Origin of the sequence: Hallerella porci (assembly GCF_003148885.1) — a bacterium.
Classification (GTDB): Bacteria; Fibrobacterota; Fibrobacteria; order Fibrobacterales; family Fibrobacteraceae; genus Hallerella; species Hallerella porci.
The window spans coordinates 1-17,691 of record NZ_QGHD01000038.1; the positions used below are offsets into that span (position 1 = coordinate 1).

The window sequence follows — 17,691 nt, forward strand, 5'->3', positions numbered from 1 at the left end:
ATGCTCCGTCTTTGCCAAAAATTGGCTTTCCTGTTTTGAACTGAGATGCTGCTTTTTTGATCATCTCTTTATATTCTTCGTGTGTCATCATAGTTCCTCAATTTACATCATTTTTCAAATGATGCTTGGTGGTGAATGACACAGTTTTATGGATAGAGTCCGTTCGCAACTTGTATTTTGTGAAGAATCGGTTGCGCAAATATCGCACATTTCGCGGCATTCGTCTGAAATCGGCGGCAAAGTTTCTGCCGTTTCGGTTTTCGCAAAATCATTTTGTATGGAAGCTTCTTGTAAAGCGCTTAATGTGTCAATCGATAAAAGTTGATTGCTTTCGATTTGAATTAAAAAATCGCATTGTTTATTGGTGCAAGATTTGAAAAGTGTATCGGCTAAAGCCGCCATTTGCGGCGAATCTGCTGCAAGAAGTAAGCCGTTCACAAACAAAACGAATCCCAAAAAGCGTTTCATAAGCCCTCAGTGATATAAAACTTCTTAAAAAATAGTTTTTTTTTGCATACGGCAAGGGTAATTTTTGAAGAGTTCGGAAAGCGGCGGCGAAGCCGCCGCTTTTTTCGTTTCCGCGCGCCGAAGGCGCGCCACTTTTTATTTGCGTTAGCGACTGACGCCCAGAGGGTTCGGATTTTGCGGCGCGAAGCGGCGCAAAAGCTGAACGGAAATTTTCGCCGCAAATCGCGGCGAAAATTATACCGCTAAGGAGCGACGGCGCGCGCGCCGGAACGCCCAAAAAATTTGATTTTTTTTTGCATTGAAAATTTTCCTTTATATTGTTTTCTTTTTGTTTTCCTTGATTATATTTCAATTACACTTTTTAGGAGTTCGGATGAAAACTTGGATTATTTTTTCGAGTGCGACACTTTTTTTGGCACCGTGTTTTGCGGCGACGAGTTTTTATTTGAATAAAGCGGGCTACGAGACGAATCGCCCGAAGAGCGCGATTGTGGAAAGCGATCTCGATTTGAGCGGGACGACATTTGAAATTCGGCAAGGCGATGCGGCTGTTTTTTCGGGGACGATTCCAGCGGGTTATGCGCCCGATTTTTGGTCGACGAATAATTATTTTCGATTGGATTTTTCGGCGCTCAATGCGACGGGCAATTTTACGATTGTTTTGAATTCGGGTGAGGCGTCTCCGACTTTTGCGATTGCGAAGGATAATTTTCAAGAGACGACTTTGGGTTTGGTTTTGAATTATTTCCGCTTGGATCGCAATACGAATTCTGACGTTGCGGTTCCCGTTTACGGTTCGGGGACGACGCGCGATGTGCACGGCGGTTGGGATGATGCGTCGGGAGATGCGAGCAAATATTTGTCGCATTTGTCGTATGCGAATTATTTGAATCCGCAGCAAATTCCGTTAACGGTTTGGGCGCTTGCATTCTCTGCGGAACATATTCCGACGCGCGTTCTGGCTGCGACTTCGGATGCAAATTTTGCGAAAGACGAAGCGGTTTACGGTGCCGATTTTTTGGTGCGAATGCAAGATGATGCGGGATTTTTCTATATGACCGTTTTTGATAATTGGGGTGCGAGTTCGCGCGGACTTTGTGCGTTTAGCGGTTCGGATGGAGAGCGCAGCGCGGATTATCAAGCCGCATTCCGCGAAGGCGGCGGTATGGCGATTGCTGCCCTTGCACGAGTTGCGTCGATGAGACTTTCAGGGGATTATTCGCCCGAAGAATATTATGCGGCAGCGTTAAAAGGCTTTAAGCATTTGCAAGAAAAGCAAACTCTCGGCGGCGCTTGCGCTTATTGCGATGACAAAACCGAAAATATCATCGATGATTATACGGCGTTGCTTGCCGCTGCTGAGCTTTACAACGCAACGCCACAAGTTACCGATGGAATTGGTTTGGAATATTTAGAAGTCGCACGCGCACGCGCAAAACATTTGGCGGAACGTTTAAGCGATGACGGTTATTTTTGGAGCGATAATCAGAAGACGCGTCCGTTCTGGCACGCAAGCGATGCGGGGCTTCCGCTGATTGCGCTTTTACGCTATTTAGAAATTGAAGCGGACGAAACTTACAAAGCGCCGATTATTGCAGCGGCACAAAAACATCTCGATTGGATGATTCGCGTGACCGATTTGGAACACAATCCGTTTGGTTATGCGCGGCAAGTTTATAAAACTCAAGGAAAAATTAAAGAAGGATTTTTCATTCCGCACGATAATGAAGCAAATTATTGGTGGCAAGGCGAAGATGCGAGAATTGCTTCTCTTGCGGCGGCGGCAAATTATGCGACTCACGCATTCCGCTATGCAGATTCTGCGGCGACTTACACCTACGCGACAGACCAACTCGATTGGATTTTGGGAAAGAATCCTTTTGATTTAAGCATGATGTATGGAATCGGTTCTAAAAATGTTCCGCAATACAGCGGAAGCCTTGGCAAAGGAAGTTTGAAAGGCGGCATCGCGAACGGAATCACCGGAAAAAATACCGATGGCTCGGGAATCGTTTGGAACAATGTCAATTACGCGGGCTATGATATAGCGCAATCTTGGCAAAATTGGCGCTGGGTAGAACATTGGCTTCCGCATTCCACTTGGTATCTGCTCGCACTTGCGACTCATTACGATGAAAATGTGAAGACGACTGCGATTTCCAAGGCGAAGGCAAAACTCGCATCCTTCCAAATTCAGCAAAACGGTCGCACTTTGCAAATTCAACTTTCCAAAAACGCCAATGCGCAAGTTCGCCTTGTTGATTTGCAAGGAAAAGTGCTAATGCAAAAAACTATCGATTCTTCGGCGCAATTGGATTTGACAAATTTCAACGCTGGCATTTATTTTGTTCAAGTGCCAGGCTTCGGCAATCGAAAAATTGCTATTCGATAAATTGCGATGAAAATTTCTGTGAGCGACTCTTGAAAGAGTCGCTTTTTTGTAAAATAAAATTTATAACACACTATTTGCACGGTAAAAGTTTTCGTCCAAAATAATTTGAAAATTTTCTAGATTTTATGTAAAAAAGGATGATTGTATGATTGGGAAATTTCAAACAACTCTCGCGATTGGCGCTTTACTTTGGGCAAATTCTGTTTTCGCTTATCCGAAAAATCCTGCGTTAAAAACGATTGATAACGATGGCTTCGCTTTAACGATTCAAAATTTTGGCGATGAACATTATTCTTTTACGCAGACTTTAGATGGTTTTCTTGTCATTCAAAAAGAAGGCGTTTATTATTACGCAGACGAAAATGGCGAAGCGTCTTCAATGAAAGCGAAAAATTTCAATTTGCAAAACGAACAAGAGAAAGCTTATTTAAAATCCGTTGACGAAAAAAAAGTCAAAGAATCTCACGCCAAAAAGAATGGGCGAAAATTCCAAGCCGAGAAAAAAGAACGCGCTTCTTGGATTCCAAGCGTTTCGGATAAACCGAAATTGAGACTTCCCAATCCCGCGGGACATTCTTACGGAACAAATCGATTCCCCGTTATTTTGGTCGAAACGAACGATACAAAAAATTGCGATTCTCTTGAATTTTATAATCAAGTGAATCAAAACGGTTATAGTAAAAACGGCCACATCGGTTCGGTCAAAGATTATTTTACTGCGCAATCAAACGGATTATTTGTTCCCTCTTACGATATTTATTTAGTCAAAGTTGATAAAAATATTTCGAGTTACAAAGAGAACGAACAATATTTAGTCAAAGAATCTTTAGAAAAATTGCGTGCAAAATATCCTCAATTTAATGCGCAAAATTATGACGCCGATAACGATGGATTCGTCGATGCGGTTGCAATTATGTATGCTGGAACAGAAGCTGCTGCAAATAACGTCGGCGGTTTTGCATACAACTTAAAATACAACGCAGTCGGTCAACAAGATGCAGGGAACGGAAAAAAATTTGACGCTTATTTTATTTTAGCGCAAATGATTTCCAATACAACTCTTGCGCCCATCGCACAATTCATTCATGAATTTAGCCACACAATGGGGCTCCAAGATCATTACTGCGTCTACGGCAGCGAATGCTATCAAGATTTCACGAATACAGAATATCAATTTCCAAGCGTTCACGGTTGGGATGTGATGGCGACGGGAATGTATAATGGACCAAGCAACGGCGCAACTCCTGTGGGCTACAGCGCTTTTGAAAAACAGTTTATGCATTGGATTGAATATGAAACTTTGACTACGACAAATGATGTAACGATTATGAATCCACTCAATTCGTCAAATCAATCTTATAAAATTCCTGTGGCTGGAAATAACGATGAATGGTTTGTCTTGGAAAACCGCCAAACGACAGATTGGGATAAATACTTACCGAATTCGGGGCTTTTAATTTGGCATATCGATTACGATCAAGCGATTTGGGACAGCGACGCATTAAATGATGATAAAACGCATCAGAGAATTGACGTTGTTGAAGCCGGAAACATTAAAGTGAATTCCTATTACGATGGATTTTACAGCGGATATGGCGGCGAAAATTTAGCGGACGATGTATTCCCGGGCTCACAAAATGTCACTTCCTTCGATGGCTTTTATTCGTGGAATGGAATTCATCAAGGAGTTAGTTTATACAACATCACCGAAGCCAATCAAAAAATTTGCTTTACTACAAAATCCGGTATTGCTGTCAACAATTGCGAAGTTCAATCCAGTTCGAGTTTTGAAATTTCAAGTTCTTCCGAAAATCCGTTCATCGAATCTTCGAGTTCTTACGAACCGATTCCATTCAGTTCAAGTTCCGAAGAACCTTGGTTTGTTTTCAGTTCATCGAGTTCTGAAACGGAAACTTCACTCCAAGACTTACAGAAAATTTTGAATCGAATTGACGTTATCGAAAATACTTTATCAATTGAAACTTCGATTGCAGGCACAAAACAAATTTCCCTTTTCGATGTTACCGGCCACACGATTTTACAAAAATCATTTCATACAAATTCATTTGAATTGGATTTGCAAAAAATCAACGGAAAAGTTTTGATTGTAAAACTTTCCCAAGGAAAAAAGATTTTACAAGCCAAGAAAATTTCCATTCGATAAAATTTTTCGTTTGTATATTTTCGCATTCAACACAAAAGCGACCTTTTGCAGGTCGCCTTTTTTTTGGATGAAATGTTATAGAGCTAACTTAATTTGCAGCTCATCCTTTTTCTGTTCCATTTCAAATTGTGAAAAAATATCCACTTTTGAATTCGGAACTTCTAAACCCCAATTATCCCACCCTGTATAATTATTTCTCGCAAATAATTCAATTTTTGACTGTTCCGGAAACATTTGCGTAATGCCTGCAATAACCTCTAAAGGTTTTTGACTATGTTCTTTTCTAGGAACAGTAATCATTTGCCGCACATTTCTTGCTCCTCGCGGTTGAGGAAACCTCCCATGTTTAAAAGCCAACACAAATTCAGTTTGAGATAAAGTGTACCTTCCTGGATTATGAACCATCTTATCCCACACAAAAGCTACTGTTTTATATTCAAATCCCCACGCTTCGGCCAATTCAATAGAATTTGCCATCTGAGGACCTGTAGTCCACATAAATAAAATGCAATCATCTGCCGTAATATTTTGAACCTTTAATTCTTTTAACTGGTTTAATTTTACCGTTGGATATTTAAAACTCGCTGAGCTAAGAAAAATTTCTTTTTCAAAGCCTATGTTTTCATTTTTAATAACAGATTTATCATATTGCATTTTACCACCATAATCCCATGGAGGATCTGCATAAATAATCTGATATTTTTTATTCGGCAAATCAGGATATACTCCCGCCAAAGGATTTATTTTTGTTCTTTCTTTAGCTTGTTTATTGTATAATGAATATGCTGTAATTTGCTCTGTATTACTCATCACTCAAATCCTTTAATCTGTTTTTCTTAAAGATACATTTATTTCTAAGACAATTCAAGCAAAATGTTACTCATATACCGTGGACTTTAGTTTTTTTTTGATTATATAATTTAATAAATTCTAGGAATTTTTTATGATAAAAAGTAAATTCGGAGCTAAATTAAAAAGTCTTAGACAACAAAGAGGCATTAGTCAAGAACAATTTGCTCTTTCTATTGATATGGATCGAACTTATTACGCCTCTGTAGAAAATGGAAAACATAACATTTCTCTCATCAACATTGAAAAAATTGCAAGTGGTCTTAATATCTCTTTAAAAGAACTTTTTGACGGAGTATAAAAATGGGAACTTTGGAATTAAGAGAACGAAATAACTGGCAAACAAATAGTGGTCCCAAAGGTTTAGCAGGAGCTGCTGAACATAAATTATTTCAAGCCTTTAAAAAGGCTTTTAAAAATACAGATTATGAAATTACAGAACATCCCAAAGAACTCAAGCATCTGTATGATTCTTTTGAACTTTCAAAAGAAGTTTTAGAACAAATTTTTACTCCTTCTGACGAAGCAATGCAAAAAGCCAAGCGGTTAGGTTGGGGAGTTTCTCCTGATTTTGCAATCAAGAATAAAAAAACAGGGAAAATTTTGTTTGGAGAAATTAAAAGACAAGATGGCTGGGTTGAGGGTAAAGAGCCTTCTGCAGGGCGTGGAAACGCTCACGAACGGATGTGTAAATTATTTAGTCCTGGACTCATTAAAGCTTATCGCGAACACAGCGGTATCAACGATTTAGAAATTTTACCTTTTTGGATTGTTTTAGAAGGCGACATTACTAGAGATCCAAAACGTAATCGAGAAATTGCATTTTGGTTTGATTCTTATACAAAAAATTTCTTTATGTGGCGCCCAAATATGACCGATAAAGATTTGATTCACTTTTTTTATCAAAACCTAAAACCTTATCTAGATTAAACAAAAGCGACCTTTTGCAGGTCGCCTTTTTTTTGAATGAAAAAAAATTTAAGTTTTCGCTTCGGCGGTTTTCATTTCGCGTTCCATGCGAAGGCGTACAATCATTTCGTTATACAAATCTTGTAAGCAATCTTCAATCGTAATCATCGGCTTCCAACCGAGATCCATAATTTTTGAGGGATCGCCGACTAAGAGAGGAATGTCCAAGGAACGTTCTTTTGCCGGGTCAAAGCAAAAGTCCACATCGATGTCTGCGATGTCCACGAGAGTTTCGGTGAGTTCGCGGACAGTATAAGATTTGCCGGAACAGATATTATACACTTCGCCAGGATTTCCCGCTTGCAAAACTTGGATAAGTCCGCGCGCCACATCGCGCACATCCAACACATCACGGCTGACATCTAAACTGCCCGAATAAATAATCGGTTCTGCGCCATATTTTTTAATGCGGACAACTTGACTTGCAATTGAAGGAATTGAAAAGCGACGGCTGTGATGCGGGCCTGTAAAATAGAACGGGCGAATCGTCACAATGTGCATTCCGTAAGCATTCGTAAATTGATTGCCCAAAAGTTCCATGCACGCTTTCGAAGTTGCATACGGCGTCAGCGGATTCGGTCGATCGGTTTCTTTGTGAAGAGTGGTGAGAAGAGTGCCCGAAGTGCGGCCATATACTTCGCTTGAACTGAGCAGCAAAATTTTTGCTTCGGGAACAACTTGTCTTGCGGCTTCAAGTAAATTCTGCGTGCCGAGTAAATTTGTACTCAATGTTTCGTAAGGCTTTTTATACGAAAGTTCCACGCTGGATTGACTCGCCAAATGATAAATCGCCCGCGGATTGATTTCTTTCATCACTGCGAGAACATCTTTAAAATTCAGCAAATCGCCGGTGCGGTAATTGACATCCGAAACTTTCTGCCACGGCTGCGGTTGTTCATCGCTGAAGCTGTATAATTTTTCACCATTGCGCGTCACCGACGACAAAATGTGAAAGCCCAACGCTCCTGTTCCACCCGTCACTAAAATACTCATGCAGTCACCTCCGGAAGTACCGCTTTCCAAGCTTCTTTGACAAGAGATTCTTCGACATTCGCCACTTTTTTGACTTCGCCAATTTTCGTCGGAAGAATGTAAACGCGTTTGTTCTTTTCCACTTTTTTGTCAACGCCCATCGCATCCCAAGCTGCATCCGGCTGCACACCGTCCACCGTTTTCGGAAAACCGTAAGCGTCGAGAAGCGCCGTTTGACGATTTTCAATTTCGGGCGAAATCATTCCCAAATTTCGCGCAAGTCTTGCGGCAACGCGCATTCCTAAACTTACGCCAATACCATGCGAAAATTCATAATGATGCAAATTTTCAATGGCGTGTCCAAAGGTGTGACCGTAATTGAGAATGGCGCGCAGTCCTTGTTCCTTTTCGTCAATGCCGACCACTTCTGCTTTGATTTCGCAGCTGCGACGGATAATGTGCGCAAGCGCTTCGGAATCGCGGGCGAGAATTTTTTGCACATTCTGTTCCAAAAATGCAAAGAATTTTTCGTCGTAAATAACGCCGTACTTGACGACTTCGGCAAGGCCCGCTAAATATTCGGAATCGGGAAGAGTCGCGAGAACATCCAAATCGCAGACGACGGCTTTCGGCTGATAAAATGCGCCGATCATATTTTTGCCTTCGCTGTGATTGACTGCGACTTTTCCGCCGACAGAACTATCAACCATCGAAAGAAGAGTTGTCGGAATCTGCACAAAATCAATGCCGCGTTGATATGTCGCCGCTGCAAAGCCCGCCATATCGCCGACGACGCCGCCAGAAAGTTGCAGCAAACAAGATTTGCGACTGTAACGACGGCGCAGCATAAATGTGTAAAGCTGATTTAAACTCGAGAGATTCTTGTAAATTTCTCCGGCGCGAAATTTAAACGCAGGACAATTTCCCGCTTCGTGGCGGAGCATTCCCAAATTCCGCGACTGCGCTTTGGCAATCGTCGTATCGGTACAAACGAGGAACGAATCTTTTGGCGCAAGACGCAGTCCCGCAAGCATTGAAGAAATCTGCGGAATCAATTTATGCCCGATAAAAATCGGATAATGCGAGCCGCCCGAAGGTTCGACGTAAACCGCCCGCGAATCCCAAAATTTTAATCCACGGAGAACCGCAGAAATTACAATGTCTTCGGAATCGTTTGTGCTTTCAACGCTAAAGTCTGCGAGCGCATAACGTTCTTCGCGTTCAGCGAGCATCGTTTTTACTTTTTCTAAACGCTCTTCGGGAGAAAGCCCCGACATGAGTGGCCGCGTATCTTTTCTGCCAATTCGTTCGGAAAGAACTTCGGGACTTGCCCACAGCCGCACAATGATTCCCGTTTTTCGAATCAGCGAAACGACTGCAGCCTGCGTTAAAGTGCCGCCGCCGAGAGCGACGACTTTCGGCGAAGAATCCGCGGCAATTTCTTGAATCGTTTCCAATTCCATTTTGCGAAAAGCGGCTTCGCCTTGTTCTTCAAAAATTTCCGAAATACTTTTGCCTTGACGTTCGACGATAAGCGCATCCGTATCGATGAAAGTTGCATGCAACCGTTCCGCAATGCTTCTTCCGATGCGACTTTTTCCGCTCGCCATAAAACCGGTGAAATAAATTGTCTTCTTTAACGCAAACATTTTTCGTCCTCCGACAAGCCCACGGCTAATTTCATTACATCCACGTCGGCAGTTTTACCGGGGAACCAATATTCAAAACTTTTTGCTCCTTGATAAACGAGCATCGCGCTGCCACCGATAACTTTGCAGCCCGCCGCTTTTGCTTCACGAAGAAGTCGCGTTTCTTTCGGGTTGTAAACGATGTCGCACACCGCAAAATTTGAAGAAAGCATCGCCATCGGAAGAGGTGTCGCATCGACATTCGGATACATTCCAACACTCGTCGCATTCAACACCAAATCCAAGTTTTTGCGAATCGCAGCAAATTCCGAAAAGAGAAGATGCCCGACAGATTTTTTCTCGGGAAATGCTTTAGAAAGCGCATCGGCAAGTACTGCGCCCCGCTCTGCATTTCGCGAAACGATTGTCAATTCTTCGGCGCCTTCGGCAAGCATCGCAAAAGCAATCGCTTTCGCTGCCCCACCGTTTCCTAAAATCGCCACCCGAGAACCCGGAATGCGAACACCGTGTTCTTCTAAATCGCGAAGCGCTCCATACGGATCCGTTGTCGTTCCGAGCAATTTACCGCCGACGATTCCATTTTCCCAATAGAGAGTGTTCACGCTGCCGGTAAACCGCGAAATTTCCGAAACGCCGTCTAAAAATGCGCCCACTTTTTCCTTAAAAGGAATGGTGACGTTAGCGCCCAAAAATTTCATTGCACGAAATCCCGCGATAGCCGTTCCTAAATCCGAGGGCTCGGGAGAAAGCGGCACATACGCCGCAGAAATGCCCAGCTTTTCAAAAACCGCGTTATGCATGCAAGGCGACTTGCTATGTCCAACCGGATTTCCGAAGATGGCGAGCAGTTGAGTACATCCATCAATATTTTTCACATAATAAATATAATCTAGTTTTTGACTTTTCGCTTTTTGTTTTCTTGAACGTTTGCCGTTTCTGTTTTTGATTGAAACAAAATAGTCAACATTTGACTTCTAATCGCTTTAATTTTTCTCGGAATTCATCTTGCGCAGAAAGACAAGTGTCCCGCAAGAATCCGTTAATTTTTCCCCAATTTTCAAGTCCTCGATAATAGAAATAGCGCAAATTCTCGGTGATAATAAAAGGAATTATCCCACTTTGCAGACATTGCCAAAATAGAAGCAAGCGCCCAACTCGCCCATTTCCGTCTTGAAATGGATGAATACGTTCAAACTCTACATGAAATTGCAAAATATCATCAATCGAAACTTTTTTTAAAGAATGATACGCCTTGAGTAATTTTTGCACCCGAGAATGCACTTCTTTCGGTAGAGCAGTCCTTTCTCCGCCAACTTCATTCGGCAATTTTTTATACTCCCCAACCGCAAACCATTCTTTTTGACTATCCGAAGTATTCGATTTTAAAATTCGATGCAGTTCTTTAACATGCATTTCTGTCAATTTTTCTGTCGCATGATCAATCACATAATCCACGCAACGAAAATGATTTAATGTTTCTAAAATATCGTCCACTCGAACGCATTCGGTAGCTCCAAGCGTATGCGTTTCAAAAATAAAGCGCGTTTGTTCTTCGGTCAGTTGACTGCCTTCAAGATGATTTGAATTATAAGTCAATTCAATTTGAATCCGATGATAAATTCCTCCTTTAAAATGCGCCGATTTTTCCATTCGCAAGCGCTTTAAAAGGGGAAATTCTTTCATTTTTTTTGAGAGTATTTCTGCGCCAAGCGGAATATTCCACATTTTTCCCGTTCGAAACGCCCCGACAATTTTTCCCGTTTTACATTGGTAGCGCACCGAGCGTTCGCTCAGCCCGTATTTTTCCGCAAATTGAGAAACAGAAAGATAATTCATCGGCAAATCCGCATTTAATTTTTCTCAAAATAAGAAATTTTTGCCGACATCGGCAACTTTTTAAAGAATTCCTCCCAGAAACTCTTCAAATCCCCGCAAAATTTTTTGCCATTTTCTGTCTTTTCAAAAATAAAAAAGAGAGCAAATAATGCTCTCGTTAAACATGCTGCGCAAGCGCTGCGCTTTTATCTTCCGTTTAAATAATCGAGCACTTTTTTGGTGAGGTCGTTTTCGTCTTTCCAGAAGAGAACGGCTCCCGTTGCGCGGTCGATGACCATGTCATAGCCTTCTTGCAAAGCGATTTCGGTCACCGCTTTCTTGATAAGCGAAATAATCGGCGCGCTGACTTTTTCATTTTCGGTAATGAGTTCGCCAGTTCTCCCGTAAACGCGGTCGATGAATTCTTTTAATTCGGTATTTTTCTTCGCGTAATCCGCTTCGAGTTCTTTGCGTTTTTCATCCGAAAGCATTAACGCTTGCTTGTCCAATTTTTCTTTTATCGCAGCGAGTTCCTTTTGGAGCAAGTTCGCTTGCTGTTCCCACTTTGCCACTTGACGGTCATATTCTTCTTGGGCTTTTTTCGTGCCTTTATAGCCTTCGAAGATAAGCTTCGAATCGACATGGGCGACGCGCAAACCATCTTCGGCAAAGGCGATGCTTAAAAGTCCAAGGAAAAACAGAACGAAGACAAAAGATTTTTTACGCATTAGAATCCCTGCCCGATAACAAAGTTGAATTCCATATCGCCGACACTGGTGCGGTCGTAACCCGAATAAGTTTCGCCCACATCGAGCGGCCAAGCAAAGTCAAAGCCGATAATACCGAGCATCGGAACGATGACGCGGAAACCAAATCCGAAGTCGCGTTTTAAACTCGACGGATCCCATTCTGTAATCGGATTCGGCTGACTCGTCGAAACTTTCGTGTCGGGGTCATAGCGTTTACCAAAGACGTTACCAGCATCGAAGAAGAGCGGAAGCAAGTAGAATGTGTTCTGCACAATGCCCCACTGCAATTCGGCGCCGATGTATTGATAACTGCGGCCTAATCTACGATAACCGATCGAGCCCGAGCTATAACCGCGCATCATCCCGTTGTAACCGAGAACGCCGCCCATCTGATAGAGAGTGCGATATTGCAACGGATCGCCGACCATAAAGCCGTATTCATTCGTCAAGGCGACTGCCAAGCGGTCACCGATAAGCGGGAACCACCATTTCACAGTCAAATCGGTTTTCACAAAATTGAAGTCACTGCCGATTTTTTCGTCTGCCCATTGCACAGAAAGCACGTAACGTGAACCATCTGTCGGGAACTGCGGCAAGTTCTTGTCATCGCGGATAAGTTTGAATGTTAACGCCGATTCGATGCCGGAATAACGCACCAAGCTTCCGTCCACATTCGGACCTTGCTTGTTTTGCATCCAGCTGTAACCGATTTGACCGTAGAAGTAATCGTCCGGCCAAGTGAGACGTTTACCGACATAAATGGATCCACCGTAACGGGTAATGTTCGGGTCGTCATCGCGATGCCACCAAGCATAGCTCAAACTCGTTCCGAGTGTAATCGGATAGTCGAGGAACCACGGTTCGACAAAGCTAATCGATGCGCTCTTTTTGTCTTCACCATATTCCACATTTAACGATGCGCTTTGACCGTCGCCCATACAGCAGTTCGGAATCGAAATGCCGAAGGTTCCCGTTAATCCATCGCTTTGGCTATACGCAAGGCCTGCGCTAAATTGACCAGTGCCCGCTTCCTTTTCTGCTACTTTGAAAATCAAATCGACTTGTTGATCGCCGACAACTTGAATATCGGGATAAACCATATCGAAATAATTGAGCTGCATAATTTCGCGGAAGCTGCGTTCCATCGCCGACTGCCGATAAGTATCGCCCGGATACAAGCGGACTTCGCGGCGAATCACTTTATCTTTCGTCTTCGTGTTGCCGATGATATTCACCCGATGAATTTGCGCCGGGAGACCTTCGCGGAGGCGATATTCCAAATTCACAATGCTATCGTTCACAAAGCTGCGCGTTTCATCGTATTGCGCAAACAAGTAACCGTCTTCGCGGTAAGCGTCGATGATTCCTTTCCGAGTCGCTTCGTATGCGTAATAGTCAAAGACTTCGCCGCTGTCCAAGTAAACATAATGCGAAAGCGTTTTATCGGTTAAAACTTCGTTCCCCGTAAAGTGGACTGCGCCCGCATAATAACGTTGCCCTTCATTGATGTCGATATAAATCCGCACATATTTCGACGTGACCACGCTATCATAAGGATTCAACGCTTGGAAAGTTTCTTCCAAAGTATAACGCGCGAGAAGTTTTTCATCGTAGCGTTTTTTGTGCAATTTCTTTTGGAGTTCTGCAATTTTCGGATTTTTCCAATTCTTGTCTTTCGGCAAATTTTTAAGCCAGATTTTCCGCAATTCTTCGTACGTGATAATGCCGTTCAAAATCATGACCGCGGTTTCTTCGTCTTGGACATCGTAAACCGGAACTGCCTGCGCCACCGGAGAGAAATTTGTGCGGTGTTCACGGTAATAGTGCGCGGCTTTTTCTGTCACGCGACCGGCGAGTCGATTCATAATATTCGCCGTATCCGAAATCGCTTGATTCATTTGCCCGTAAAGAAGTTCGAGTTTCCGTCCCTTCGGAACCGTGCGTCCTAAGTAAAAATTGCAGCTCGAATCCGGCAAGTATTCTGCGCGGTATTCTTTGAGTTCGGCATCCAAATAACCGAAATGGCGAATCGCATTCAACACGGTATCGCGGTCAGCTTCAAAAATCAATTCTTTAAATTCGCCATCACCCCACCAATGTGTGCGCTTCGTAATCATGTGATCGGTAATGTCGGTCGCGGGCACGTGATCGTTTCCGGTGATGACAATCGAATCCACTTGAACTTTCGGTCCTTCGCGGATGATGAATGTGACTTCGTTTTCGTGATCCGAAACGGGAACTTCGCGGTAGCCGACTTCTGCAAGCAGATAACCTTCGCCGCGGTAATAATTCAAAATATTTTGGCGGTCGCGTTCCAAACCACTTTTGCTGTAAACGCGTCCTTGTAAAAGGCTGATTTTTAAGCGCACATCTTCTTGAGCAATTTCATCGCAGCCTTCGATATAAACCGTATCAAGTGCCGGCAGTTCCACGACGCGGAACACCAGATCCACCTTATTTTCAGTTCCCGGCTGATAATCAATCCATGCGGTGACATCATCAAAATAGCCCGTTTCATACAAATCCGAGACGCTCTTTTGCACCTTTTCGGTGAGAGCCGCTGGCTGAAACGCTTGCCCATCGCGCACGCTGACGCGACTCAAAACGGAGCGTTCGTCCATATTCACCAAACCTTCGGCGCGGACGTGACGGACTGTGGTAGGCGTCGTAAAATTCTCGGGCACATCCAAAAGCTGCGCCATCGGGAACGCGACTAAAACAAGTAAAAAGGCAATAGCACGAAAGAACAAGAGGAGCGTACCTTTACAATATGGGTAAAAAATCGCTTCCAAAAATACAAAAAAGCATTTCACAAAAAAAGAAAAGCACCGCATTTGCGGCGCCTTTCCTCTTCAAATTTTACGATTACTGTCCCAAGTACTTGCGACCAACACCGTATTGGTCCTTGTATTCGATGTAATCCGGCACAAAGCCGTTCGCATACGAGAACGAAACATTCACCGAGCAGAGGAATTCGTTCATAAGTTTTCCTTTGCCAGTAAACGGTTTCTGCTTCTTTTCCACCTTTTCTTGGCCTTTCTTGCCGACGATGACTTCGGCTTCGCACCAGCCCTTATTGCCCTTTGCAAAGACCGAATCGCCCTTTGTCGAAACGAGTTTAATCAAGCTCGGATCGAGTTCGGTGTTGTTTCCGGTCGAAGCCCAGAATTGAATTTCGGCGTTGATGGAAGTAGCGCTCATTTTGAAAGTCGGGAGAGCCATGATGTAGCCCCACTTATCGACAAGCGGAGACTTGTTCGGAATATTTTCGCCGAAGATGAGGAAGTAAGGACGAGTAGCAAGACGGCTCTTGTTGAGTTCTTTCTTCAAATCAGCGTTCTGCGGAGCGATGAGTTCGACTGCGAGAAGGTTGTATTCTTTCACAACGGGATCGCTTTCTTCAAGAGCTTCCGGAAGAGCGTGGCTCACGTAAACATTTTCAGCCTGCGTGCGGAAAGCTTTTACCTTCGAAGCATCGCCGCCGAGACGATTGATGAGAGAAATCGAAGTGTCGATTTTTGCAAAACCGTCGATAATAGTGCCCAAATCAGCACCTTCCGAAGAAGCTTGATTCAAACCGACAGTCGAAAGTGCTTCGCCGATTTCCACAGCCTTTTCGGTATTTTGCACTTTATCCAAATACTGCACAGCTTGTTCAAAGAAACCGTGAATCAGGCTGCTCTGCGCATCTTTTTTGCTTTCCACTTCAGCGCGTTTTGCAATCGCCAAGGTGAAATTATCGTAAAATTCATCCGAAATTTTACCCTTGCTCTTCGCTGTTAAGTAAGAATTGATTGCATTTTGATAGCGACCTTCTTCGAGATAGCTATCGCCGCGCTTTTCATTGGCGCCTTTGCAACCGGCAAACATCACTGCGGAAGCTGCCACGAGAACGAGTAAAGTTTTTGTTTTCATTTTTTGACCCTTTATCGGAAAAAAAGTAAAATCTATTTTCTTTGCTATGTAATTTAATTAAATATCTTTGTAACGAAACATTAGTTTCGTAAATAATTTTTTGGAGAAGACATTGAAGTTTCTTGCTGTGAGTCCAGAAGCTGGCGAATGGACAAAACCGAGCCCCCTCGCAGGAGCGGTAAACCAACTGACCTTAGCAAGTGCCCGCACCGGCACCGAGACTTTAACTGTATCTCCATTTTATCCGCGTTATTTAGGCGACGAATCGAATTATCACTGCGTTTTCCGCGGAGTTGAAAAACTGCGAAATATGCCGTTCGAAGTGTGGACGGGCAGTAATCCGCTCTTCGCTTACATCCGCTACGACAATTATTTTAATCGTCCCGCCGTTTATGGAGAAAATAAAATTCCTTACGGCGATAACCATTTGCGCTTTTCTTATTTAGCTTCGGCAGCGCTTGCTTATGCCGACGCCATTCATTTTGACCCCACGACATTCTGCGGACACGATTGGGGTGGAGCACTGATGGCGCCCATCGCAAAGACTACTTATGCCGGTCCGTTTGGCGATCATCCGTTCTTTTTTACGGTGCACAATATCACTTACGATTTTCATGTAACCGAAAGCGAAATTGAACGCATTGGACTTCCCCGCACCGATTACAATATGAACGGCTACGAATTCTGGGGAAAAGTCAGCCTTCTCAAAGCAGGCGTCTTTTACGCCAAAAAAGTTTTATTGCCTTCGCCGGGTTATTGCGATGGCATCGTCCGCAATCATTTAGGTGGCGGTCTTTCCGGATTCTTGGAACGCAACCAAGAAAAATTGAAAGGCATTCAATTCGGTTTGAATTATCCGTTCTGGGATTTCAACATCAAAGCGCAACAGCCAATTGAAATGGCCAAGAAAGCAGCGCGTTCCACTTTAGCGTCATTCCTCGGCAAAGATTTTGAGCATCGCATGGTGATGTTCTGCAATCTCGGACCAGAATCTGGACGCACATCCGAAACTCTTGCAACTCTTCTCGGCGACATTAACAAGTTGAATATTTTTGTCGTCGTCGGCGCACCGCAAGGCAGCTCGGAATGGGATTATTATAACACCGTCGCGAATCAAGAACATTCGCACATGGCGGTTATCGACACCGATCAAGATAATCTAATGGTGCGTTCCACTCTCGCGGGCTCCGATGTGCTTTTTGCCGCAAACCCGACAGAACCTTCTGCGAGCATGGTTTTAAAATCCCTCGCCTGCGGGACAATTCCTTTGACCGGTCACGATGTCGGCTGCGCCAATTTACTGTCAAATTATGTCGGTGATTTTGCCACTGCAAACGCAATGCTCGTCGATGATTCCGCGGCCCCCGATCAAATGATTCGCAAACTCAAAAATGCGGTTCAACTTTACAGCAGCAATCAAGACAACTGGAATTACTTAGTGCGCAACGCCTATCAATTCCGCTACGAATGGGACAGAACCATTTCGCAATATCTCTTGACCTTTGGGGAAACTTAAAGAGATTTTATTGCCTAGAAGAATTTGGAAAATACCTATTTTCAAATTCGTAATTCACCATTTTATGCCATTCATCATCGCTTTTAACTTGTATCGATGATTCCACAGTAATAATATCATTTCCAAGACCATTATTATATAGGCGTCCCTTAAAATCCCGCCCAGCCCGCATAACTATTGGGAAAAATTGATTTCTACCCTGTGAAAATATTGCAAGGTTTTCTAAAATATGA

The 17,691-nt window shown here is 43.4% G+C and carries 15 protein-coding genes; 5 read left to right on the forward strand and 10 right to left on the reverse strand.

All coding sequences use genetic code 11. The features are described from left to right. Positions 1–114: 114 nt before the first annotated feature. Complete coding sequence (locus B0H50_RS11965) at positions 115–468, reverse strand: hypothetical protein (RefSeq protein WP_146193761.1); 354 nt, start codon at positions 466–468, stop codon at positions 115–117. 373 nt (positions 469–841) lie between these two features. Between B0H50_RS11965 and B0H50_RS11975 the strand changes: the two genes are divergently transcribed. Further along, positions 842–2,860: a glycoside hydrolase family 9 protein gene (locus B0H50_RS11975; protein ID WP_106199840.1), complete on the forward strand. Its 2,019-nt coding sequence runs from the start codon at positions 842–844 to the stop codon at positions 2,858–2,860. A gap of 145 nt (positions 2,861–3,005) precedes the next feature. Then, the gene (locus B0H50_RS11980; RefSeq protein ID WP_109587835.1) at positions 3,006–5,024 is read left to right on the forward strand and encodes a M6 family metalloprotease domain-containing protein; all 2,019 of its coding nucleotides are present in this window, start codon (positions 3,006–3,008) and stop codon (positions 5,022–5,024) included. Between the two features lie 75 nt (positions 5,025–5,099). Here the strand turns inward: B0H50_RS11980 and B0H50_RS11985 are convergent, their stop codons facing one another. Beyond that, positions 5,100–5,834 (reverse strand): MT-A70 family methyltransferase, encoded by a 735-nt coding sequence (locus B0H50_RS11985; protein WP_106199844.1) that lies wholly within the window; start codon positions 5,832–5,834, stop codon positions 5,100–5,102. Between the two features lie 133 nt (positions 5,835–5,967). Between B0H50_RS11985 and B0H50_RS11990 the strand changes: the two genes are divergently transcribed. Together B0H50_RS11990 and B0H50_RS11995 are read left to right on the forward strand one after the other, a co-directional pair. After that, positions 5,968–6,174 (forward strand): helix-turn-helix domain-containing protein, encoded by a 207-nt coding sequence (locus B0H50_RS11990; RefSeq protein WP_106199846.1) that lies wholly within the window; start codon positions 5,968–5,970, stop codon positions 6,172–6,174. 2 nt (positions 6,175–6,176) lie between these two features. After that, on the forward strand, positions 6,177–6,803 hold the full coding sequence (locus B0H50_RS11995; RefSeq protein WP_106199848.1) for a MunI family type II restriction endonuclease: 627 nt from the start codon (positions 6,177–6,179) through the stop codon (positions 6,801–6,803). 48 nt (positions 6,804–6,851) lie between these two features. On the opposite strand, the gene B0H50_RS12000 is transcribed toward B0H50_RS11995, so the two are convergent. From B0H50_RS12000 to B0H50_RS12030, 7 genes are all read right to left on the reverse strand, one after another. Further along, a complete protein-coding gene (locus tag B0H50_RS12000) occupies positions 6,852–7,835 on the reverse strand; it encodes a GDP-mannose 4,6-dehydratase (RefSeq protein ID WP_106199850.1) in 984 nt (327 codons plus the stop codon). Next, a complete protein-coding gene (gene aroB, locus B0H50_RS12005) occupies positions 7,832–9,463 on the reverse strand; it encodes a 3-dehydroquinate synthase (protein ID WP_106199852.1) in 1,632 nt (543 codons plus the stop codon). The genes B0H50_RS12000 and aroB overlap by 4 nt, the downstream gene beginning before the upstream one ends. Further along, positions 9,451–10,338 carry a shikimate dehydrogenase gene (aroE, locus tag B0H50_RS12010; protein WP_106199854.1) on the reverse strand — a complete coding sequence of 296 codons (888 nt, stop codon included), beginning with the start codon at positions 10,336–10,338 and terminating at the stop codon, positions 9,451–9,453. The genes aroB and aroE overlap by 13 nt, the downstream gene beginning before the upstream one ends. An 85-nt stretch (positions 10,339–10,423) precedes the next feature. After that, complete coding sequence (locus B0H50_RS12015; protein ID WP_106199856.1) at positions 10,424–11,299, reverse strand: Fic family protein; 876 nt, start codon at positions 11,297–11,299, stop codon at positions 10,424–10,426. A 185-nt stretch (positions 11,300–11,484) separates the two neighbouring features. Then, on the reverse strand, positions 11,485–12,006 hold the full coding sequence (locus tag B0H50_RS12020) for an OmpH family outer membrane protein (RefSeq protein ID WP_106199858.1): 522 nt from the start codon (positions 12,004–12,006) through the stop codon (positions 11,485–11,487). Continuing rightward, entirely contained in the window at positions 12,006–14,729 is a 2,724-nt protein-coding gene (locus tag B0H50_RS12025; protein WP_106199866.1) for a BamA/OMP85 family outer membrane protein, read from the reverse strand. The genes B0H50_RS12020 and B0H50_RS12025 overlap by 1 nt, the downstream gene beginning before the upstream one ends. Before the next feature lie 163 nt (positions 14,730–14,892). Then, complete coding sequence (locus tag B0H50_RS12030) at positions 14,893–15,942, reverse strand: hypothetical protein (RefSeq protein ID WP_106199860.1); 1,050 nt, start codon at positions 15,940–15,942, stop codon at positions 14,893–14,895. A gap of 112 nt (positions 15,943–16,054) precedes the next feature. On the opposite strand from B0H50_RS12030, the gene B0H50_RS12035 reads away from it, so the two are divergent. Then, on the forward strand, positions 16,055–17,458 hold the full coding sequence (locus B0H50_RS12035; RefSeq protein ID WP_109587836.1) for a glycogen/starch synthase: 1,404 nt from the start codon (positions 16,055–16,057) through the stop codon (positions 17,456–17,458). 7 nt (positions 17,459–17,465) lie between these two features. Here B0H50_RS12035 and B0H50_RS13730 read toward each other — a convergent pair. Beyond that, positions 17,466–17,691, reverse strand: a 226-nt coding sequence (locus B0H50_RS13730) for a hypothetical protein (RefSeq protein WP_233244808.1), incomplete at its 5' end; no start/stop codon positions are given.